The following is a 22485-nucleotide window of genomic DNA, read 5'->3' on the forward strand; positions in this document are numbered from 1 at the left end:
TTTTCAAGACATCACTTTTTGCCGCGCATGAATCGCTCGTGAGTCTGCGCAATTTGCAAACAGAAGCTTCGCAGCGTGGGTAAGCACTAAGGCCCGGTATGCAGCATCTGGTAAAAATGTGCCTTGCCCACCGCCATAGGCGAGGCATTCGGCGTAGTTGCTACGCGCCAGACTTCATCTTTTGCACCAGGCCCTGCAAATCGCGCGTCTGCCCCGCCAACTGCTCCACAGCCTGCGCGGACTTGTTCATAATCGAAGCCGTATCGCGCGAAATACCGTTAATTTCATCAATACTGCGGGTGATTTCTTCTGATGTGGCAGACTGTTCTTCGCTGGCGGTGGCAATGGCGCGCACCTGATCGCTCGCGCCGTCAACCATGGTCACAATCTCCCGCAACACCTCGCCGCAACGCCCGGCCAGTTCCGTTGTGCGCTCCACAGCGGCAAGGGCGCGCTCCATATTTTCTATGTTGGCGCTGGTGCCGCTCTGGATTCCGCTGACAGCCTCGCCCACCTCGCGGGTGGCCCCCATGGTTTTTTCCGCCAGTTTGCGCACCTCGTCCGCCACCACGGCAAAACCGCGCCCGGCATCGCCAGCCCGCGCCGCCTCAATGGCCGCATTGAGAGCCAGCAGGTTGGTCTGATCCGCAATATCCGAAATGACAGACATGATCTGCCCGATGTTGCCCACCATGCCGCCCAGCGTATCCATGGATTTTTTCAACTCTGCGGAGACGCGCCGCACCTCGCCCATGCCGTCCACCACCTGATGCATAACGCCGGAACCTTCATTGGCCCTGCTGTGCGCGGCATCCGTGCTTTGCGCGGTACTGGCGGCATTTTGGGCAACTTCAAGCACGGTGGCGTTCATCTGCTCAATGGCTGTGGCGGCCTCGCCCACGCGGGCGGACTGGCGCTCCGCACCAAGGCTGGCCTGACGCACCTGCGCAGATATATCCCCGGAAACGGACGAAATGCCCTCCACCGCGCGTTCAAGCTGCGCGGCGGCTTCCATCATGCCCTCCGCCCTGGCTCGTTCTGCTGCTGCCTTGGCGGCCTGAGCTTCATCCGCTGCCTGCCGGGCGCGGCGGCCTTCTTCTGCAGCCTCGGCGCTCTTGCGCTCGGTTTCGGCTATCTTGCCCTTGAGCGTGCCCACCATGCCCTCAATGCTGTCGCGCAGCGCGGCCATTTCCGCACTGTAACTGCCGCTGGCCCGGGCCTCGAGGTCTCCGCCAGCCACGGCGCGCGCAAAGCTGATCACCCGCCCCAGAGGCCGGGTTACAGACAGCAGCACCAGCAGGGCAATACCCGCGCCGCACACAACGCTGCCGCAAATGGAAATCAGCAGCAGGCGTTCTGTACCGCGCGTTTGTTCGGCCAGTTCTCGCTGGCTGGATACCACGCGTTCCATGAACTGGGTTTCCAGCGCTTCCAGATTTTTTTCGGTAGTATGAACGTGATTCTTGTAGGTTGTGTAGTAGGCATTGGCCTGTGCGGCGCTCATGCTGCCAGAGCCGGAAGCTATATCTGATGAAGTGCGGCGCACCACGGCATCGTAAGCCGCAAATGCCTGTGTCGCCTCCTGCGCCAGAGCCTCGGCTTTGGCTCCGGCCTGGGGATTGCCCCGCAGGGCGGCCTCCAGCTTTCGCAGGTTTTCGCCCAATCCAGCCGAAACCTCATCCAGCTTGCCCATGTATCCTTTGAGCGCCTTGCTGTCGCCCATATTCAGCAGGATGTCTTTTTCAGCCTTGCGATAGAGCTGCATATCCAGGGATGCTTCGTGCAGCAGATTGATAGTGGGCAGTTCATGCCTGCCCAGCATGCCCAGCGTCTCGCGCTGCGCGCGCAAAGCCAGCATTGCCAGGCTGCCGGATATGGCAAAAATCAGCAGGATTACGCCAAAACCGCTTGCCAGTTTAACCCGAAGCGACATGTCCATAGTGTCCTCCACTACGCGGATAAATCGTGAGGGGGGATCTATTTTGATCATCCTACCAATAAACCGCACTAGTCAACGGCAATTATGGTCAACGCCGCAAAATGCATGCCCGGCGTTGCCTTCTTGCCTGAACTGTATCATTTTAAAAATCATGCACGGCTGCACAGCAGGCCGCGCCGAACCCCAGCAAGGAGAATCCCGTGAGCGCTAACACCAGCGAACAGGCCTTGGCAAGCCTTATCAAGTGGCTGCGCAACCGCCATGCAGAAGTTATGGCGGCAGAGGCGCAGGCCCTTGCCCGCCTTGACGCCGGGGATACCCCCGGCCATAATGAACATATGCGCCTCAAGGCCGAACTGCTGGCCGCAATGGCCGAAGACGCCAAGCCCCTGCTTGAACCGCTGCCGGGCGAAACGCGCTTCAATTACGCGCTCGCTCTGGAAGGCTTTTCGGCAAGTGCCAGAATGTCTTTGCGTCTGAACTCAATTTTTTATATGTCAGCCCTGCTCTACCCCGATAATCACAAGCCGGGACAGCCCGACAATCTTACTCTGTGCATTGACCGCATGGAAAAACTGGGCCTTGATTTCAGAACAGAATAGGCCGGACTTGAAATTTTGACCTTGCCGATGACTGGCAAGGCTTTATCTTGCAATACAGCAACGCCGCATGCAGAACCCAAGCGCTGACGGCTCAACACCCCACAAGGAGATCCCCCATGAAGCTTCTGCACATAGCCCTCGCTGCCGTGCTCTGCCTTTGGGCCGCATCTGCCCAGGCCAACCCCGCCGCAACCGATACGGCCAAGGTTGATAAATTTGCCATGATGGATACTAACAAGGACGACAAGGTGTCCTACGAGGAATTCAAGGCTTACTTCCCCAACATGCGCGAAGAAGCCTTTGCCGTTATTGACAAAAACGGCGATAAAGTTATTGACCGCGCTGAATGGGACGAGTTTGTATCCAACCATTCCTCCGGCCACATGGGTGGCAGCATGGGCAACATGATGGGCGGCCAGAACGGCATGCCCGGCAACGCCATGATGCCCACTCCCGGCAGCGCAGACATGCCCCTGGTGACGCCCCCCAATGGCAAATAAACGTCCCGCGCCATTTCCGCAGCCCTGGCGTCAGCACGGCGACCAGGGCTGTGCTGCTCCTGAGCGGCAGCCCGAAAAATCAAAAACGGCTGCCGTTCCGCTTTCTGCTGACGCGCCCAAGGGTGCGCCGCGCCGACAGGGTGCCAGAGCCTCCGCGCGCGCAGACAACAAGCCAGCACCCACGCGCAAGCCGCCTTTTCCCGACCTGCTGCGCGAGAGCGCACAGCAACGCAAGGCTGTTGCCCCAGAATCTCTGTGGGCGGACGCGCCGCAGGCAAGCGCTGGCGGCGCACAGCCTCAAGGCCGCTTACGCCAGCCGCGTTTCGTGCCCATGAGCGCGGAAGAAATGCGCGCACTTGGCTGGGATCAGCTTGATGTGCTGCTGATCAACGGCGATGCCTACGTTGACCACCCTTCGTTCGGCAATGTGCTACTGGCCCGCTGGCTGATCCACCACGGTTTCCGCACGGGCATCGTGGCCCAGCCCGGCTGGGAGGATACTGACGATCTGCTCGTCATGGGCCGCCCGCGCCTGTTTGCCGGGGTGAGCGCCGGAGCGCTTGATTCTCTGCTGGCGCACTACACGGCCTTTCGCAAAAAACGCCACGACGATGCCTACACGCCCGGCGGCAAGGCAGGGGCGCGCCCCAACCGCGCGTGTCTGGTCTATGCCAACCTTGCCCGGCGGGCCTTTCCCGGCCTGCCCATCATTCTTGGGGGCATTGAGGCCAGCCTGCGCCGCGTTTCCCACTACGATTTCTGGACAGACTCCCTGCGCAAACCCATTCTTATGGATGCCAAGGCTGACCTGCTCATCTGGGGTATGGGCGAAAAGGCCATTATCGAATGCGCCCAGCGCCTGGACAAGGGGGAAGACATTCGCGGCATCCCCGGTACGGCCTGGATGAACAAGCTGGACGCTTCCGGGCATCCGGCCAATCTGCCGCCTGCCCTTGAGGGTGAACCGTGGGTTGCCCTGCCCTCGCACGATGAAATTCTGGCCGACTCTTTCCAGTTGCTCAAACTGACGCAGGAACTGGAGCGGCAGGTACACCGCCTTGACGCCTGGGCCTTTGAGCCTGTGGGCGACCGCGCCGTGGTGCTGGCCCGCCCTGCCCAGCCGCTGACCACAGAAGAAATGGACGATCTCTACACCCTCCCCTTCACCCGGCTGGCGCACCCGCGCTACAGGGAGGCTATCCCAGCGGCGGAAATGATGCGTACCAGCATCACAAGCCACCGGGGATGCGGCGGGGGGTGTTCCTTCTGTTCGCTGGCCCTGCATCAGGGCAGGCGCATCAGTTCGCGTTCCGAGCAGTCCATCCTGGCGGAGGCGCGTCTGCTGGGGCAGCAAAATGTGGCCCGAGGTAAAGGCCCGGTGGCGATTTCTGATGTGGGTGGCCCCACCGCCAACATGTGGCAGGGGCACTGCGCACTGGACAGTCGCACTGCGCAGGACGACGATATGCCCAAGCCACGCGTCAAAAGCGCCTGCCGCCGCACCAGTTGCTGCTTTCCCAGCGTGTGCAAATCCTTCATCACGCCGCAGCGCAAACATGTGGAGCTGCTGCGCAAGGTTGCCGCCCTACCGGAAGTCAAGCAGGCCCGCGTGGCAAGCGGCGTTCGCGCCGACCTTGCACTGCGTGACGCCGAGGCCCTTGCCGCCTATACAGGCGAATTTACGGGCGGTCAGCTCAAGGTTGCGCCGGAACATTGTGCGCCCTCTGTGCTTGAGCTCATGCGCAAGCCCTCGCTGGACGTGTTTGAAGCCTTTCTGGAGAGCTTTGTACGCCAAAGCCGCGCTGCAGGGCGGGAACAGTATGTGGTGCCGTATCTCATGAGCGGCTTTCCCGGCTGTACGGATGAAGACATGCGCACCCTGTCGCACTGGCTGCGGCAACGCCACTGGAATCCGCAGCAGACGCAGTGTTTTATTCCCACACCCGGAACCATTGCCACGGCCATGTTTTATTGCGGGCGCGATGAGCTTGGCGAACAAATATATGTTGCCCGCACAGATGCCCAGCGCATGCGCCAGCATTACATCCTCATGCCCGCCACGGAGGACGGGGACGCACCACGGCGGCCCGGCTCTCGACCTGGTTCACGGCCCAGCGCCAGACCAAGCACCCGGCCCGGCACGCATGGTGACGCTCGCAAGCCTGACGGCCCACGGCCCGACAAAGCTGGCAAACCTCAGGACAGGGCAAGGCCTTCCCGTGGCCCGCAAGGACAGCGGGACGACCGGCCTGCACGGCGCGAGGATAATGATCGTGGTGCCGCGCACGACAGACCGGGCCGTGGCGAAAGCCCGCAGAGGGGCAAAGACTCACGCTTCGGTTCTGATGATCGTAGCTCTGACCGCAACGGCAAACGAGGCGATGGACGGCGCGGCGGAAGACGCGCCTAACTGTGCCAGCAGGTGTTTCACAAGGAGGCAACCATGTCCCGCCCACTGACTTCTGAAGATGATCGGCTGACCCGTCTGGAAGAACTGACCTTTTTTCAGGAGGAACGCATCAAGGCCCTTGATGCGGCGCTTACCGCCCAACAGTTGCAACTGGACAAGCTGGAGCAGGATTTTTCCGATGCCACATCCGTGATCCGCCTGTTGCGAGAAAAACTTGGCGACCAGCCGGAAAATTCGCTCCCGCCCCACTCCATGCCCGAACGCTGGTAGCCGCTACGCCCAGCGCGCAGGATACAAAGGATGCGCTGACAAGGGCGGCTCTGTGACTGTTACAGCAACCGAGGGCAGCAGACGTACACCTTCCCAGCACGGCACACAAGTACAGTGCAATAAGTATCGCAGCAAATAAAAAAACCCGCCAGTTGGCGGGTTTTTTTATTTGCGAGAGGGTTCGGGGCAAGGCCCCAAACCCTCTCGCAGACAGTCTTTGCTTTAGAAACCGAAGCCATCGTTGTTGGCGCCGGAAGCACCGAAGCCGAAATCATCCGGCACAGCGCTTTCTTCAGCAACAGGAGCAGCTTCATCACCGGCAGCGGCGGCAGCGCCAGCGGCAACGCCGCCCACAACCATGCCTTTCAGGCCGTCCTTGATGGCGTCCTTGATGTTCATCATCAGTTCGTCATGGTTGATGGCAACCTTGCCCTGGAATTCGGCAACCTGCTTGCGCAGCCCGCCCATATCGGTGTTCATGGTCTTGATTTTGGCTTCAAGCTCATCAACTTTCTTGGAAAGAGCGGCAGCGCGGGCTTCAGCGGGTTCCAGAGCGCGCACGCGGTCTTCAAGGGCCACGGCGGCAGCGGTCTGAGCGGCCATGCTGGCGTAGGTTTCGCCAAGGTAGTTCAGCACCTTGTCGCACAGGGCCTTGGTCAGGCCGTCCATGCAGGTGAGGGAAACATTGTCGCCAAGGGCGCTACGGCCAGTGTTGACAAAGGCGTCCCAGGACTGGCCTTCAACCCAGTTCAGATCGGCAAACTTGGGGTACCAGCGGGCCAGCCATGCGGCGGCAAAGGGGCCAACGGCCTTGGCGCAGGTATCACAGGCAACGGAACGACCGGCAACAAAACCGGCGATTTCCTTGACGTCTACGCCCTCCTTGCCCACAACCAGGGCAAGCACGGACTCCACGGGAAAAACCTTACGAGATGTATCGGACATGGCGGCCTCCTCCTCGGAGATCGTATTTTTTTCAGAAAAGCTCACGGGGAACTGTGCGCATCCTCAAGGGCGGCCCCCGGCGCAAAGCCAGGGGCCAACGCCGTTAGCTTCTGCCGTACATGCGGGCGTAAACCAGGGCCGCCGTGCGGTACACGAAGTGGCCAAGCTTAGACCAGGGCAGGTAAGCGAAAAGCATCCACACAAATACCAGGTGCAGGTAGTACACCAGGAAGGCGGGCACAATGGCGTCCGCCAGGCGGAAGCACTGCGACAGCACACCGGTGACGGCCACCAGCCAGATGATGCCCAGCAGATACCAGTCGTACCAGCTGGAACCCTGGAACTTGGGATTCAGCATCACGCGGCGGACAGTAAGGATGGCAAGACCGGCCAGCAGCATGAGCGCGCCCAGGTTGGCCAGAATCTTCACCGGGAAGAGCAGCGGCATGGGCGTTTCAATGTGGATGAGCGGAATGACCTTGCCGCCCCAGTGACCAACAGCCACCACAGCCGTAACAAAGGCCAGAATGGCGAAGCTGTAAACCAGCAGCATGTGGCCGAATTTGCGGTTGGGGGTTTCCTTGCCGGTGGCGGGGCCGTCTTCGCAGTCGTCAAACTTGCGGTGGGTGATGACTTCATCCCACAGCACGTCCCACAAATGCCAGACCCAGCACTTTTTCTTGCCAATGACGGCCAGTGAGCCTTCAGGCTTGAACATGCCCCACAGTTTCATGACGCCCCGCGCGATGATCAAGGCCGCGCCAAAGAAGGTCAGCATGAAGATGGGGTCGATGGTGTAGTCGCCGTAAAAAATCTGACCAAAAACAATGCGGCCATCGGCAGCGCGGGGGAACCACTGACCGCCGTTGAAACCGGCGCGGATCCACCACACAAAGAGCCACAGCACAGCCGGGATGGCGAAGAGCACAGGCAGGCCAGCAGGCTTGCTCATGAGCTTGCCCACGCAGGTGGGTTCGGTCAGTTCGCGGTAAATGACGTTGCGCGCTGCGCCCATGAGGTCCGCAGGCTTGGCGCCGCGCGGGCAAAGGTCGGAGCAGTTGCCGCAGTTGTGGCAGAGCCACAGGTCAACGTCGGCGCGCAGCTTGTCTTTAAGGCCCCACGAAGCCCAGACCATTTCCTTGCGCGGATAAGGCGCATTGGCCGGAGCGAGAGGGCAGGCCACGGAGCAGGTGGCGCACTGGTAGCACTTCTTGAGGGACTCTCCCCCAGATTCTTCCAGCGCCCTGACAAACTCCATATCAGGTTTGATTGTACATTGTGCCATTGCTGCCATCCTCCTACATGCCCTTGAACGGGTTGGGGCCCATGGCCATGATGCGGTCAACAAAGCCGTCGATCAGGTCGGGAACCTTGTCGTATTCGTCAATGGCCACTTCAAGCTGTTCCACGCGTTCGGGCTGCACGCCAAGGCGGTTGAGCGTCTCGGCAATGTTTTCCTTGCGGCGGGAGCAGATTTCAGAGCCCTTCACAAAGTGGCACTGGTAGTCATCGCCATATTTGCAGCCCAGCAGCATGACGCCGTCGTAGCCCTTGCTCATGGCGTCAGACACCCAGATGGCGTTGACCGAGCCAAGGCAGCGCACCGGAATGATGCGGCAGTAGGGGCTCCAGGGCTTGTTGCGGGCACCTGCCATATCGAGCGCCGGGTAGGCGTCGTTTTCGCAGGCCAGAATCAGCACGCGGGGGCCATCGGCTTTGAAGTCCTTGGGCACCTGCACTTCGCGGATCATGGAGCCAATCTGGTCGATATTGTAGTTGGCGAAGGAGATAACGCGTTCCGGGCAAGCGCCAAAGCAGGTGCCGCAGCGGCGGCAACGTGCCGGATTGGGCTTGGGCGTTCCCTTTTCGTCGTCGTCCAGAGCGCCGAAGGGGCATTCTTCCGTGCAGCGCTTGCACTGGGTGCAACGCACAAAGTTGAACACGGGGTAGGAAAGGTCGCCCGAGCGGGGATGCACGGCAACACCGTGGCTGGCGGCCTCAATGCACTGCATGGCCTTGAGCACAGCGCCCTTGGCGTCTTCTTCGCAGGCGTCCATGGTCAGGGGCTGACGCACGCAACCCGCTGCGTACACGCCGGTGCGGCGCGTTTCGTAGGGGAAGCAGATGTAGTTGGAATCCGCAAAACCATCGAACAGGTTCAGATCCGGGAAGTCCGGGCCCTGACGGTAGTCAAAGCAGACGGTCACGTCCTTGGCCGTGGTGGGCACGAGGCCCGTGGGCAGCACAACCAGATCCACATCCAGATCGAAATCCATACCCAGCAGGGTATTTTTGCAGCTCACAACCATGTGGTCGCCAGCTTCGCGGATGTCGGTCACGTCGGCCTTGGTCATCATGACGCCCAGACGATCCTGCATCTTCTTGTAGAAGCGTTCAAGAATGCCGGGAACAGTCATGTCCTTATAAAGGATGAAGGTCTGACAGGTGTCGTTGGTCTTTTCGCAGACCGTATTGGCAAGGCGGAGCATGCCCACGCTGTTGACCGCGTTGGAATACGCAACATGACGGAAGCTTTCGAGGTTGGCTTTTACAAAGCCTTTTTCTTCTTCACCTTCCGCAGGCTTGGCAGCTTCGGCGGCTTCAGGAGCGGCTTCGGCTTCTTCAGCGGCCTTGCGCACGGCCTCTTCAGCAATAGTGGTATCAAGCACAAAGGCGATACGGCGGGCGTTCACCTGATCGGCTACCAGCATTTTGCCAAAAGTGGCGGCGTCCACAACCTTGGTGCTCTGACCAAGGCCCATGGGAGCAAGGAACTTCTGATCCAGCGGCACCCAGCCGGTAGCCAGCACCACAGCGCCCACTTCAATGGTCTGCGAGCCAGAGGGCGTGGCAAAGGTGGCCTTGAACTCGCCGGGCTGGCCTTCCAGCTTTTCCATGCGGGTGTTCAGGTGCACGGTGATCTTGCTGTTGCCGAGCACCTTGCTCGCCTTGTCGGCCACGTTGGTGGGCTGCTTGTCCGTCCAGGGGGAGGCCAGGGGCGAACCCATGGGAATGTTGTTGGCTGCGCCGCCGAGCTTTTCGGCTTTTTCAACGAGCACAACTTCATACCCGGTTTCAGCAGCTTCCGCAGCTGCGGTAAGGCCCGTCCAGCCGCCGCCGATAACGAGCACCCTCGGCACGCCGGTAATGGCGGCAGAATCGGGAACTTCGCTCTTTTGCAGCTTGACCACGCCCATGTTCACATAGTCGCGGGCCATGATCGCCAGCAGTTCAGGCGCGCCGTTGGCCGTGTCCACGGGGGTGTGATCAGGATTTTTATAGGCCTGCACGCACTGTTCGCGCAGGTTTACGTGTTCCACCTGCACGGGCAGGCGGTAGATGTCCGCATCCACGCGGGGGGAAGCGCCGCACAGCAGCACGCCGTCCAGCCCCTGCGCTTCGATGTCGGCCTTGATTTCACTCACGGCCAGGGCCAGCACGGGAACGACCTTGACTACGGGCACAAGACTGCCCCACTTCTGGCTCGTCTGTTCGGCCAGAGCGGTCAGATCAAGCCCGCCGCCAATGTTCTGCTGGTCAAAATAGACGCCAATTTTACCCGACATGCCGCCTACCTCCCTTTCACCGTTTGTACCGCCTTCAGGGCGGCGGCTGTGCCGGACTGCGCCGAGCGCATCACATCAAGGGGCATGCGCGCGCAACCAGCGGCGAAAATGCCGGCCTCTTCTCCGCCCGCGATAAAGCCGTCTTCGTCCAGCGGCAGGGGCAGGGGCGCATTTTCGCCAGCCAGCGAGGGCTGCATGCCCGTGGCCAGCACAACAAGATCATAATCAAGGGTCATTTTTTCACCGCGCACGGCGTCTTCCGCCGTAATGCGCACCCTGTTGCCCTCGGCCTGCACGGCGTCGGCAACCTTGCCCTTGACGAACTTCACGTTGGGCAGCGCCTTGACCTTTTCCAGCACCTTCACATAGCGGCCCGGGGCGCGCAGGTCGATGTAGTACACCGTGATTTGCGTGTCGGGATTCTGCTCTGCAATGTACAGGCACTGCTTGAGCGTGGCCATACAGCAGATGTAGGAGCAGTAGTTCAGGTGATTCTGGTCGCGGGAACCAGCGCACTGCACAAAGGCAACCTGGTGGGGAGCACGGCCGTCGGAAGGACGGACAATGCGGCCACCGGTGGGGCCAAAGGGCGAAGCAAGGCGTTCAAGCTGCATGTTGGACACGCAGTTTTTCACGTTGCCCGCGCCAAGATTGGTCAACTGGGTAACATCATAGGGCTTCCAGCCTGTGGCAACGACCACAGCGCCGACATTGAGATCAAGCTCGCGCTGCGGTTCATTCACATCAAGGAACTTGGCCCCGGCAACCCGTGCGCTGTCAGACTTGGAAAGCGCATCAAGGTCGAGCGTGTAACGGCTGGGGAAGGCGAAAGGCATATCCTTGTGCAGGGCCTTGCGCGTGGCAAGACCAAGCTCGAATTCGCTTTCCACTTCGCCGGTCAGGCTGGAGGCCAGCAGGCTGAAATCGATGTTGTGCGGGGCGGTGTGACGGGGGCTGATGCGCACCTTCACCTTGTAATCGCCCTTTACGCCCATAAACCCGACCACTTCGGCCTGGGTGAAAAATTTTATGCGCGGGTTGTTCCTGATGCGCTGGAACTGAATTTCCAAGCCGCAGGAGGGGGGACAAAGTTTGGGAAAATACTTATTGAGCTGAGCCACGCGCCCACCAAGCCAGGGCGACTTTTCGACGATAAAGACGTCGTGGCCCAGTTCCGCCGCTTCAATGGCGGCTGTGAGGCCTGCAAAGCCGCCGCCCACGACGAGAATGGCATTGGACATCCTGGATATCCTCCTGCGTTGTTGCATAGCGGCTGAAGAAGGAAAAGGACTCCCGCCGCGAAAAAAAAGGAGCGGCCCCGTGGCCGACCTCTGCGAGCGCCAGCGCACAAAACTGCCCGCACCACGCCCGCCGACAAAGGGGGGCCTGCTGCCGGTCATCCCCTTGCCGAACATTTGCCTTGTGCTGCGCACCTATGCCCAAACAATCGGCACACCAACAGGCTGGCACGAAAACCGCTCTTTTTCCGGCAGGGCCTGGGCCGCCGCCGGCACGCGTTTTTCGCCGCCGCGAGCCTGGCAAAGCCAGAGCTTGCAGCAGAGGGGGCGGCCTTGCGGCCGCCCCCATTTGGCATCAGTGCCGCCGACTAGTCGGGGATGATCTGATAGTAGGGCTTCTTGAAGATCTTGGTCTCGCCGGTGGCGGGATTGTACTTCGAGTTCACGAAGCACTTCCAAGTGTCGTCGTCCAGGCCCATGAAGTCCGCACGGTAGTAGAAGCCGGGGTAGCGGGATTCTTCACGGAAGGCGATGTGCTGCATGTGCAGGCGCACCGTCCACAGACGATGGTAGTTTTCCCAGCAGCGCAGCAGTTCGTGCAGGTCACGAGCGGCCAGCTTGAAGGAGTCTTCTTCCATCATGGCGAGCAGGTTGAAGCCGGTGTCAAGCAGCGCCTTGGAGGTGGTGTAGTACGTGCTCACGCCACCGCCGTATTCGTCGGTGCACTTCACGAGACGCATCATGAAGTTCTTGGGCGTGATGTAGTTCGGGTTCACCACGGGATCGGTCGAAGCGGCCTTGCCTTCCTGGTAGTTGTAGAAAGGACGGTAGATCAGCTTCTTCAGTTCGTCAGCGGATTCCGCGAACTCAGGCTTGAAGTCCTTGTGATCGAGGCACCAGCGAACCATCTGCTTGCCAGCCATGCGGCCTTCAGCATGCGAACCGGAGGAGAACTTGTGGCCGGAAGCGCCCACGCCGTCGGCGCAGGTGAAGAGACCTTCAACGGTGGTCATGCGGTTGTAGACCTTGCCGTTGGAAGCCTTCACTTTGTAGTCTTCGGGCACCCAAGCTTCGTCGGGACCGGAAACCCAGATGCCGCAGCAACCGGAGTGGGAGCCGAGCAGGTAGGGTTCAGTGGGCATGATTTCGGAACCACGTTCTTCAGGCGCGGTGTTGGTGCAGGCCCAAAGGTTGGCCTGGCCAACGCACATGTCGAGGAAGTCTTCCCAAGCTTCGGATTCAAGATCCTTCTGCTGTTCTTCGTTCAGGGTCGCGAAGGTGTTCTGCAGGGCGCTCTTGGTGTCCATGTAGATGGGGCCGCGGCCTTCGCGCATTTCACGAAGCATCATGTGGTTACGCAGGCAGGTCGGGATGACATGGCCCTTGGCGTAGCCGCGATCTTCGTAAGGCTTCAGCATGGCGCGGTTGGTGGCGCAGTAATCTTCACCCTTGGAGTTGGTGGCTTTGGCCTTGAACAGGAGGAACCACGCACCCACGGGGCCGTAACCGTCCTTGAAGCGGGCGGGCACGAAGCGGTTTTCCATCATGGTCATTTCAGCGCCAACCTGAGCGCACATGGTGTAGGTCGAACCGGCGTTCCACACAGGATACCAGGCGCGGCCCATGCCTTCACCGGTGGAGCGGGGACGGTACACGTTAACGGCACCGCCAGCGGCCACCATGATGGTGTTGGCTTTGAAGATGTGCACTTCGTTGGCGCGCAGGTTGAAGCCCACGGCGCCGGCGATGCGGTTGGGGGTGTTCTTATCGAGAAGCAGCTTCACGATGAAGATACGTTCCATGATGCGGTCTTCACCCAGGGCATTCTTGGCAGCTTCGGCCACGATGCACTTGTAGGATTCACCGTTGATCATGATCTGCCAGCGGCCGGAACGCACAGGGGCGTCGCCCTTGCGCAGGCTCTTGCCAGCGGCCTTGGCGGCAGCGCCGTTCAGGTTGTGGCCGTCTTCGCCCTTGATCCAGCAGGGAAGGCCCCAATCTTCAAACAGATGCACGGAGTCGTCAACGTGACGGCCTACGTCGAAGATAAGGTCTTCGCGAACCAGGCCCATAAGGTCGGTGCGGACCATGCGGACGTAGTCATCGGCGTCGTTTTCACCCAGGTAGGTGTTGATGGCGGAAAGACCCTGGGCCACGGCGCCGGAGCGCTCGAGGGTGGCTTTGTCAACCAGCATGATCTTCAGGCCGTGCTTGTCGCCCCAGCGCACTGCTTCAAAAGCGGTGCCGCAGGAACCCATGCCGCCGCCCACGATCAGCAGGTCAACCGCATGTTCCTTAACTTCAGGCTCGGCAATGGCCACACCCTTCGTCGCTTCCTTGACGGGAATCATTGGCATAATTGTTTCTCCTTATCGCACTAGCGGTTGCAATAGCCTAGCGGCCGTGTTCCATGCAGGTGAAGGTCTTGTTAGCGTCCTTAACATCGAACTTCTTGCCAAGGGCGGTCTTCGGGACGGCCAGGGCAGTTTCGGTGAACAGCAGTTCATCTTCGATGTTGGCGCCTTCGGGATGGCCTTCAAAGGGCTTGATGGAACCTTCCGGCGTAGTGCGGATGGGGAACTTGAAGCGTTTCACGTTGCCATTGCGGAACTTGACGGTCCACATGATGGAGTCAGCCGAACGCATGGGGATACAGGTCCCGCCCATGGGGGCAAAGTCTGCATAGGGACGGGCCGTAATGGCGCCCTGGGGGCAGATCTTAACGCAGGAATAGCATTCCCAGCAGGCATCGGGTTCCTGGTTGTATGCCTTCATTTCCTCAGAATCAAGAATCATGAGGTCATTGGGGCAAATGTACATGCAGGCCGTCTTTTCGCCACCCTTGCAGCCGTCGCACTTGGACGGATCGACAAACGTCGGCATACGTATCCTCCAACTCTTTTAAAAGTGTTTCAGAAAAACCCGCCGGGTTCGGCGAGGCGCGCGGCAAATCCGTCACGCCGGGGTTAGCCGAGCGCCTCCACAACGAAGGTTGGGCGTATGGCTTGCGCAATTAGTAACAAGCACTTAGCCTTTGAGTCAACCCCCCTCTGCAAAAATTCGTGGAAACTTCACAGAGCCGTCATGTGGATTTACAGCAAATTCAGAAAGTTAACTGCCTTGTGAAAAAAAATCTATTTCACATTTTCGCCACTCTTGCGTCACAACCATTTCAAAAGTTAACGGATCATGCCACGCGGGGCTGCCCAATGGGCAACCCTTGCAAGAGAAGTCATTTCAAGCTAACACGCTTGGGCAGATAAGGGAAGCCCCCGCGGCAAAACGAGCCATGAGTCGGCAACCTGTTGTTTTTTCAATGCTGCGCCACGGGCGGACCCCTCCTATCCAAATTTCATTATCAGTACAGGACAAGGCATGACCGACAATTCCAACGATTCCCGCGCTCCCCGCGATGCGCGCGAAGCACGGGGCCAGCGCGCCCCGCGCGGCCCCCGTAACGGGCACGAAACCGGCGATGCGCGCGCCCGCAAGCCGTTGCGCGAAGTGGTTTGCGAGATCGACCGCGACATTCTGCGGCTGCTGCTTCGCCGCAATAATATTCTTGTCCGCATGCGCGGCGACAAACCCCGGCTTGACTCCACGGAAGAAAAAACCATCCGTGAGTCGTGGGAAGCCGCCGTTTCCCACATCAGCCGCGATGCGCGCCTTTCGGGCCACTTTTTTTCGCTCATGCAGGAAGTGGAATTTCAGCCCCGTCCCGCCTCTACCCGCGCTGACGGCGCGGATGAAGGCGGCGAACCCGGCGGCGCAGCAGCGAAAGAACCGCCGCGCACGGCCTTTAACCTTGCGCCGCCCGCCAAACACGTACGCCTGCACATGCCTGCACCTCTGGCCTGCCGGGCCACGCGCGCATGGCTGATGCTGGCCGCAGCCACAGGTCAGCCCCTGCATATAGCGCCTTGCCTCATGAATGATCCCATCGTGGACTGCGTCAAAATGCTCAATCAGGCAGGCGCCTCGCTGACCCGCGAGGATGAAGGCGTTTCCGCCCGCCCGGCTGCTCCGCTTGGCGCGTCTGACAAGGTTATCCACACGGGCGACAGCGCCTGGAACTTTTTCATGCTGCTGGGGCACTATCTTGGCCGCCCCTCGCGTGCCAAGTTTACTGGCGATGCAAGCCTGAAACTGGCTGACTTTTCTTCTGTGCGGCACTTCCTGCCCACTCTGGGCGCGCGCCTCGTGCATGTGGTGCCCAAGAGCGACGGCCTGCCCGCGCGCCTTGAGTGCTCCGGCATTTTGCCCGATTCCGTCAAACTGCCTGCCGATGTGCCCGCCGAACTGGCCGAGGGCATCCTGCTGGCGGCTCCCGGCTACGAAAGGGCAATCACACTTGATCTTGGCTCGCATCCCGAGCACAGGCTCATTGTTGCCCGCATACTGCCCATACTGCGCGCAGCTGGCGCAGATGCGCAGGTGGAAGGCGCAAAGGTGCGCGTCAACCCCGGCCCCCTCAGCCTGCCCGCCCTGCCTCAGGCTGGCATGGAGCCGGAACTTGCGCTCTTTCTCCTGGCCCTGCCCCTGGCTCTGGGCGGCGAAGCCCTGCTTGACGGCCAGTGGCCCGCTCTGCCCGCCGCTGAAGCTGGCTGGGATCTTTTGCAGCAGCTTGGCCTTGACCTGCGCTACGAAGCGGGCAAAAACGGCGGCGAAGTCTGCGCCCGCGCTGCCGCGCCCCTGAAACAGTACGCAAAGGGTGATCTGCCCGCCGGATTCCCCGCGGCATGGGCCCCGCTGCCAGTGGCTCTGGCCGCCTGTGCAGCCCTTAGGGGCGACAAGGCCGCTCTGCCCGCCCTGCCCTCTGGCACAGACCGCACAACGGTAGAAAGTTTTCTTTCTGCTGTGGGTCTGGATTTGGATGAAAACAGCAGATTGTGCAAAAAAGAACAATCTGGCCCGCGCACGGGCTGGAATGCCCCTGATCCGGTCTGGGCAATGGCCCTTGCACTGGCTGCTTGCGCAAGCCCCCACCAGAAGCTGGGCAACCCCGGCATCATGACCGGGCTGTACCCGCCCTTCTGGGCGCTGTACAATACCCTGCCCGAACCGGCAGTGCGCCGCTCGGCCGCGCCGGAAGTTCCGGCTGCCGCTCCCAGACGCCGCATTATCACCGGCGCAGTGGCTGTGCCGCCGGAACTGAAAGACGAAGACGACTATTAGATAAAGAATAAACAACAGGCGCTGGCGGCGAAATATCGTCCCCAGCGCCTGTTGGCGTTTACAAAGGCAAGCGCAGGCACGCAGGCATTGCACGAGGCCGGAGCGCAGCGGCAAGTCTCTGCCCCTGCGCTATTGCAATGCTATGCGGGGCACAGGAAAAATTTTCTGTCCGGCAAAATCGGTGCAACGACAAAAAAAATCCGCCCCGCGCAGCATATCTGCAACGGGACGGAAATTCCGTTTGGGCCGCCATGCCCACTCCGCAATAGCGGACAAAAAACGCGGCTGCGAAAATTATTCCTGAGTAAAGCGGAACAGCCGCACGGAAAGGGGCTGCATGTTCTGCCGATTCATGGCCGAAACAATAAAGGCATAGTTTCGGGGCTGTCCGGCGGGCGGGCAGGGGCCACGATAGTGGCGCGTCAGGCCGCCCTCGGGGATAATGCCGCTGCCATCGTTGTTCCACTCGCCACCGCCAAGGAACAGATCCTGGCCATCGCTGGTAAATTCCACCAGGCGCACGTCATAGTAATCGGTGCTGCCGGGGGTCTGTGCCACCTGAATTTCAGGCGATATCCGGGAACAGCGGTGAACTTCGCGCAAGGTAACGGTAACGGCCATGCCGTCCGGAATTTCCTGCGTCTCCTTGGAGGCGCAAGCGGGCAGCAGGGCTGCCGCGCACAGCACAGGGAAGAGCGCACGCCGGGCTTTGCCTAAAATTTCAAAACGCATCAGGGCCTCCAAATGACAATTGCTTTATGCGGCTTTTGGAAGCATAACCAATAGTCAGGTCGAATACAACAACCAGTGGGAGCAGTATATGTCCATTCTTGCAGACAGCGTTACGGGGTATCTGGAACACTCTTCGTGGATCCGCCGCATGTTCGAGGCCGGAGGCCAGCTCAAGGCCCGTTTTGGCGCGGACAACGTTTATGACTTCAGCCTGGGCAACCCCGACCTGCCAGCCCCCCCCGCCGTTGTGGACGGTTTGCGTTCCTTCACAGAACACGCTGGCGAACCTTTTGCTTTTGGCTACATGCCCAACGGCGGCTTTGTCTGGGCGCGCGAAAAACTGGCCGCCCACCTCAGCAAGGAGCAGGGCGTAGACCTCACCGCCAATGATGTGCTGCTGGGCTGCGGCGCTGCTGGTGTGCTCAACGCCTTTTTGCGCGCAGTCATCAATCCCGGCGAAGAAATGCTGGGCTTTGCACCCTACTTTGTGGAATACGGCTTTTATGTAGCCAACCACGGCGGCACCTTCCGCGCTGTCATGAGCAAGGCCGACACCTTTGCGCCCGACCTTGCCGCGCTTGAAGAAGCCATCAGCCCCAAAACCCGTGTGGTGCTCATCAACTCGCCCAACAACCCCACAGGTGTGATTTATAGCCGCAAAGACCTCAAGGCGCTGACCGAACTGCTGGAAAACAAGAGCCAGGAATACGGCAAGCCCATCTGGCTGGTGGCCGATGAACCGTACCGCTTCCTTGCCTATGACGGCGCGGAAGTGCCTTCGGTGCTGCCGCTCTATCCTTACGCCGTGGTCATCAGCTCTTTCTCCAAAAATCTTTCGCTGCCGGGCGAACGCGTGGGCTTTGCCGCTGTTTCACCCCTGCTGCACGAAAAGGCCGAGCTCATGGCCGCCCTCACGCTCACCAACCGTATTCTTGGCTTTGTGAACCCTCCCGTGGTGGGCCAGCACATCATGGCCGCCGCCCTGGGCAGCCAGGTTGACCTGAACGTCTACGCCGCCCGGCGCAAGGCCATGGGCGAAGTGCTCAAGAACGCCGGATATGAATTCCAGATGCCCGCAGGCGCGTTCTACTTCTTCCCCAAGGCTCCCGGCGGGGACGATGTGGCCTTTGTGAACAGGCTGGTCGAAGAACGCGTGCTGGCGGTTCCCGGCTCCGGCTTTGGCTGCCCCGGCTACTTCCGTCTGGCATTCTGCGTGGGCGAAGAAGTGATCCGCAAGGCTGCCGACGGCTTTGCCAAGGCCCGCGCCTCCGTAAAATAGCATCGCAGGCTGGCCCAAGGCCCAGATCTCAAACCACTACAGGTAGCAGAAATGACGCACACCCACTCCGCAACGCCATCGCACGGCAGGCTTTACGGCCTGATGTCGGCGCTCGCATGCTTCCTCCTGCTGGCTGCCGTTCAGGTTTCCGCCAAGGATATCAGCGTGAAGGACGCCGCAACCCTGTTGCAGAATCCTCCACAGGGGCTGACCATTGTTGACGTGCGCACCCCGGCGGAATTCCGCGAAGGGCATCTTGCAGGCGCAATCAACATGGACTTTTTCGGCGCATCCTTTGATTCGCAGATACTTGGCCTGCCCAAGGACAAGCCCGTGTTGCTCTACTGCCGCACGGGCAACCGCTCTGCCGGAGCCTACGATGCCATGGAAAAAGAAGGGATAACCAATATCCTCCACATGAATGAAGGCATCACGGGCTGGCAGAAACAAGGCCTGCCGCTGCAAAAATAGCGCGCCGCAGTAGCGCGAGCAGCGTTACGCTGGCACGGATTCTGCTTCTATTCAGGGCGGAGAGGAAGATTTTTCCTCCCGCCCTTTTTCTTTGCCTGTCCATATGTGCGACTAACGCACAGCAGGCAAGGCGCGCCGCACATATGGACGGCGCTGCGGCTGACGCTTTCGCAACAGAAACGTCTTGCCGTTTGGGGCATCGTTTCCGGGCAAGGGAAAATTATTCCCTCCCGACAGGAGGCAGAGCATGAACTCGTCATTGTTTATCGGCGCCACAGGCATGAAAACGTTGAGTAGCGGCATGAACGTTATCTCAAACAACATCGCCAATGTGAGCACCATCGGGTACAAGCAGCAAACCGCTCTGTTCTCTGACGTTTTTTACGCGCAGCAAGGGGCCATAGGCGACTGGTGGGATGCGCAGACCAATTCCAAGGTAGCCCTTGGGCAGGTAGGTCAGGGCGTACAGCTGGACGCAGTACTCACACGGTACAACCAGGGGGCCCTTGAATCTTCCAATACCGTTACGGATATGGCCATCAACGGCAAAGGCTTCTTTCAGGTAACGGACAAAACCGGCCAGGAGTATTACACCCGCGCGGGCGACTTCCGCCCCGACAACCAGGGCGTCTGGCGCACGCCTGCCGGCATGGCCCTCATGGGCTACAAGTACGCTGAGGATGGCACCAAGGGCGGTCTGGCGCAGGTTACAGTTGACAGATTCGCCAAGATGCCCGCCAAGGCCACCACGGCCGTTGATATGCGGTTTAATGTGGGGCAGTCCAAAGACACCACCAGTGACCCCGCAAATCCCTATTTCAGCCTCATCGGCCAGTATAACGCCGCCAATGATCCACCCCTGGCCAGTTCCAGCTACGGATACGGGCAAAGCATTACCATGTATGGCGCCGATGGCACGGCCCACTCGGCCACCATCTATTTTGACGGCGCACCATCCACAGGCTCCGGAAGCACTGTGGAGTACCTCATTGCCTCGGATGCCGACGCCAATGGCGGCAAGGCCCAGCCCCTGATGGCGGGTACCCTCAGCTTCAATGCCAAGGGCGAAGTTACCGGAATGTCGGCCTACACTCCATCCACTGCAGGCAGTACAAACCTTGCGGACTGGAACGCGGCCACACTCTCCAAGGACGGTATACCCCAGATGACTGTCAACGGTGCGCCTGTCACTGTGAACCTGGGCATCACCGCCAAGAGCGGCTGGCAAAACAGCCCAGGCAATGCCGCCAGCGTGGGCACCGATCCCACTGCGCTGGCAAGCATGGGCAACGCCTACACCCGCGCAGCAGACGCCACAACCAACTACACCTCTTCCTCTCCTGTGACGCGCACAAGAACCCAGAATGGGTATGCCGAAGGCACACTGAACAATATCAGCATCAACGCCGATGGTACTGTGGTGGGCAAGTTTTCCAACAGCGAAAGCATGGATCTCTGGCAGATTCCCGTATGCCGTTTCACCAGCGAAGACGGCCTGCGCCGCGAGGGCAACAACCTCTTTTCCGCCACTGAAGATTCCGGCAATATGGAAATGGGCGTTGCCGGTACGGAAAACTACGGCAAGATAAACGCGTACAACATTGAACATTCCAACGTGGACATGTCCCAGGAAATGGTCAACATGATTGTCAACCAGCGCGGCTTTCAGTCCAACAGCAAGGTTGTGACCACGGCAGATCAGATGCTGCAAAAGGCCATGGAACTCAAACGGTCATAGCCGCATGGGCTCAGCCCTTTGTTTGGTGTAATGATTTTCCGGCCCCGGCATAACCCGGGGCCTTTTGTATTTCTGGCAGGATACCGCTGCCAGGCGGGTGCGTCCATACCATATTTGACCATTTTGGTTATCCGGGCGATCCGGACGCAGCAGCATTGCTCCGTACCGCCCCATAGGGTACAGTGTTGCCTCAAGATGTGGATCACCCTGTAAAGAAACACTTTTTTGCCGCACTTTCCCGCAGGAGAGCACCCCGCATGAGCGTCGCAGCATCCTCCACCAATGGTACCGCTCTCTATGGCGTCACCGGTTGGCCGCTGGCCCAGACACTTTCGCCCCTGTTGCACAATACGGGCTTCCGGACGCTGGGCATCAACGCACTGTACCAGAAATGGGAAGTGCCGCCCGAGAAACTGCCCGCCTTTGTGGAAAGTGTACGCCTGCTCGATATTCGCGGTTGTTCTGTGACCATCCCGCACAAGGTTGGCCTTTTGGCCCTGCTGGACGAAATCAGCCCCCTTGCACGTCAGGTGGGCGCGGCCAATACCATTTACTGGAAGGGCGACCACCTTTGCGGCGAAAACACCGATGTGGCCGGATTCATGGCTCCGCTTGCAGAGATGCCTCTTGGCGGGGCGGATGTGCTGCTGCTGGGTGCGGGCGGCGCTGCCCGGGCCGTTGCCGCTGGCCTTGCCGCGCCGGACAATGCAAAGCGCCCTGCCAGAATCTTTGTGGCCACGCCTTCCGATAAATCGCACCTGCCGCTGGCCGACGAATTCGGCCTTACGCCCCTGCTGTGGAAAGACCGTCACGAGCCTTCGGCCCTGCTGGTGGTCAACACCACTCCCCTTGGCATGCGCGGCAAGGCAGAGGATGACACCCCATACGATTTCTCGCTGGCAGGGGCACTTCCCGCCAACGGTGCTGCCAAGGCAACACCCATTGCCTACGATATTGTGTACAACCCCCTCGAAACCCGTTTTCTGCGCGAGGCCCGCGCTGCTGGTCGTTGCTGCATATCGGGCCTTGAAATGTTTTTTGGTCAGGGTGACGCGCAGTTCCGCCTCTGGACGGGGCAGGGCCTGCCGCCCGAATCACGCCGCGCCCTTGAGGACGCCCTTGGGCAACAGCCCCAATAAACCGACATGAAAAGCGAGGCTTCCATGCGAATTCTGGTGCTGCACGGCGTCAATCTGAACATGTTTGGCAAGCGCGACCCCTCACAGTACGGCACGGCCACCCTGGCGGACATTGACGCAGCGCTGCAATCGCTTGCCCAGGAAATGGGCGCGACTGTGGAATGCTTTCAGACCAACCACGAGGGCCTGATGGTGGAGCGCATCCACCAGGCGCTTGGTGAGGGCGCTGACGCGGTGGTTATCAATGCGGGCGCATGGACGCACTACAGCTATGCCATTGCTGACGCCCTGGCCATTCTGCCTGTGCCTGTGGTGGAGGTTCACATGTCCAATGTTCACGCGCGCGAGGCGTTCCGGCACCATTCTGTGCTGTCGCCAGTGTGCGCGGGCAGCGTGTGCGGATTCGGCGTTGAGAGTTATCTTCTCGGGCTGCGAGCCGCGCAATCGCTGGCGGCTAAAGCCGCAGCCAAAGCGTAGTAAA

General features: G+C 60.1%; 18 protein-coding genes. 10 read left to right on the plus strand and 8 right to left on the minus strand.

All coding sequences use genetic code 11. The features are described from left to right. Positions 1 to 160: 160 nt before the first annotated feature. Entirely contained in the window at positions 161 to 1939 is a 1779-nt protein-coding gene (locus ACUZ9Q_RS13190) for a methyl-accepting chemotaxis protein (RefSeq protein WP_323390222.1), read from the minus strand. Between the two features lie 200 nt (positions 1940 to 2139). Between ACUZ9Q_RS13190 and ACUZ9Q_RS13195 the strand changes: the two genes are divergently transcribed. The 4 genes from ACUZ9Q_RS13195 to ACUZ9Q_RS13210 all read left to right on the plus strand — a co-directional run bounded on the left by ACUZ9Q_RS13195 (position 2140) and on the right by ACUZ9Q_RS13210 (position 5721). After that, positions 2140 to 2541, plus strand: a complete 402-nt coding sequence (locus ACUZ9Q_RS13195; RefSeq protein WP_192112654.1) for a hypothetical protein — start codon at positions 2140 to 2142, stop codon at positions 2539 to 2541. A 116-nt stretch (positions 2542 to 2657) separates the two neighbouring features. Then, on the plus strand, positions 2658 to 3041 hold the full coding sequence (locus tag ACUZ9Q_RS13200; RefSeq protein WP_192112653.1) for an EF-hand domain-containing protein: 384 nt from the start codon (positions 2658 to 2660) through the stop codon (positions 3039 to 3041). Between the two features lie 331 nt (positions 3042 to 3372). Then, positions 3373 to 5451 carry a YgiQ family radical SAM protein gene (locus ACUZ9Q_RS13205; protein ID WP_449248145.1) on the plus strand — a complete coding sequence of 693 codons (2079 nt, stop codon included), beginning with the start codon at positions 3373 to 3375 and terminating at the stop codon, positions 5449 to 5451. A 33-nt stretch (positions 5452 to 5484) separates the two neighbouring features. After that, positions 5485 to 5721 carry a SlyX family protein gene (locus tag ACUZ9Q_RS13210; protein ID WP_022657521.1) on the plus strand — a complete coding sequence of 79 codons (237 nt, stop codon included), beginning with the start codon at positions 5485 to 5487 and terminating at the stop codon, positions 5719 to 5721. A 222-nt stretch (positions 5722 to 5943) separates the two neighbouring features. Here ACUZ9Q_RS13210 and ACUZ9Q_RS13215 read toward each other — a convergent pair whose 3' ends face one another. The 6 genes from ACUZ9Q_RS13215 to aprB all read right to left on the minus strand — a co-directional run bounded on the left by ACUZ9Q_RS13215 (position 5944) and on the right by aprB (position 14353). Next, on the minus strand, positions 5944 to 6666 hold the full coding sequence (locus tag ACUZ9Q_RS13215; protein ID WP_227119311.1) for a hypothetical protein: 723 nt from the start codon (positions 6664 to 6666) through the stop codon (positions 5944 to 5946). A 103-nt stretch (positions 6667 to 6769) separates the two neighbouring features. Next, positions 6770 to 7951, minus strand: coding sequence for a quinone-interacting membrane-bound oxidoreductase complex subunit QmoC (qmoC, locus tag ACUZ9Q_RS13220; protein ID WP_192112651.1), 1182 nt, complete (start codon positions 7949 to 7951; stop codon positions 6770 to 6772). 13 nt (positions 7952 to 7964) lie between these two features. After that, on the minus strand, positions 7965 to 10232 hold the full coding sequence (locus tag ACUZ9Q_RS13225; protein WP_192112650.1) for an FAD-dependent oxidoreductase: 2268 nt from the start codon (positions 10230 to 10232) through the stop codon (positions 7965 to 7967). A gap of 5 nt (positions 10233 to 10237) precedes the next feature. Then, positions 10238 to 11473: a CoB--CoM heterodisulfide reductase iron-sulfur subunit A family protein gene (locus ACUZ9Q_RS13230; protein WP_192112649.1), complete on the minus strand. Its 1236-nt coding sequence runs from the start codon at positions 11471 to 11473 to the stop codon at positions 10238 to 10240. A 365-nt stretch (positions 11474 to 11838) separates the two neighbouring features. Beyond that, a complete protein-coding gene (gene aprA, locus ACUZ9Q_RS13235; RefSeq protein ID WP_192112648.1) occupies positions 11839 to 13827 on the minus strand; it encodes an adenylyl-sulfate reductase subunit alpha in 1989 nt (662 codons plus the stop codon). A gap of 37 nt (positions 13828 to 13864) precedes the next feature. Next, a complete protein-coding gene (gene aprB, locus ACUZ9Q_RS13240) occupies positions 13865 to 14353 on the minus strand; it encodes an adenylyl-sulfate reductase subunit beta (RefSeq protein WP_192112647.1) in 489 nt (162 codons plus the stop codon). Positions 14354 to 14845: 492 nt separating this feature from the next. Here aprB and ACUZ9Q_RS13245 point away from each other — a divergent pair, with 492 nt between their 5' ends. Continuing rightward, positions 14846 to 16645 (plus strand): 3-phosphoshikimate 1-carboxyvinyltransferase, encoded by a 1800-nt coding sequence (locus ACUZ9Q_RS13245; protein WP_227119308.1) that lies wholly within the window; start codon positions 14846 to 14848, stop codon positions 16643 to 16645. 294 nt (positions 16646 to 16939) lie between these two features. Here the strand turns inward: ACUZ9Q_RS13245 and ACUZ9Q_RS13250 are convergent, their stop codons facing one another. After that, positions 16940 to 17377 carry an MbtF gene (locus tag ACUZ9Q_RS13250; protein ID WP_027180823.1) on the minus strand — a complete coding sequence of 146 codons (438 nt, stop codon included), beginning with the start codon at positions 17375 to 17377 and terminating at the stop codon, positions 16940 to 16942. Between the two features lie 88 nt (positions 17378 to 17465). Here ACUZ9Q_RS13250 and ACUZ9Q_RS13255 point away from each other — a divergent pair, with 88 nt between their 5' ends. From ACUZ9Q_RS13255 to aroQ, 5 genes are all read left to right on the plus strand, one after another. Then, positions 17466 to 18656: a pyridoxal phosphate-dependent aminotransferase gene (locus ACUZ9Q_RS13255; RefSeq protein ID WP_192112645.1), complete on the plus strand. Its 1191-nt coding sequence runs from the start codon at positions 17466 to 17468 to the stop codon at positions 18654 to 18656. 51 nt (positions 18657 to 18707) lie between these two features. Then, positions 18708 to 19127 carry a rhodanese-like domain-containing protein gene (locus ACUZ9Q_RS13260; RefSeq protein ID WP_227118711.1) on the plus strand — a complete coding sequence of 140 codons (420 nt, stop codon included), beginning with the start codon at positions 18708 to 18710 and terminating at the stop codon, positions 19125 to 19127. A gap of 247 nt (positions 19128 to 19374) precedes the next feature. Then, a complete protein-coding gene (locus tag ACUZ9Q_RS13265; protein ID WP_192112644.1) occupies positions 19375 to 20865 on the plus strand; it encodes a flagellar hook protein FlgE in 1491 nt (496 codons plus the stop codon). Positions 20866 to 21122: 257 nt separating this feature from the next. After that, entirely contained in the window at positions 21123 to 22004 is an 882-nt protein-coding gene (locus ACUZ9Q_RS13270; RefSeq protein WP_192112643.1) for a shikimate dehydrogenase family protein, read from the plus strand. Between the two features lie 24 nt (positions 22005 to 22028). Continuing rightward, entirely contained in the window at positions 22029 to 22481 is a 453-nt protein-coding gene (gene aroQ, locus ACUZ9Q_RS13275) for a type II 3-dehydroquinate dehydratase (RefSeq protein WP_192112642.1), read from the plus strand. Positions 22482 to 22485: the final 4 nt, after the last annotated feature.

Source organism: Desulfovibrio desulfopostgatei, assembly GCF_053570645.1.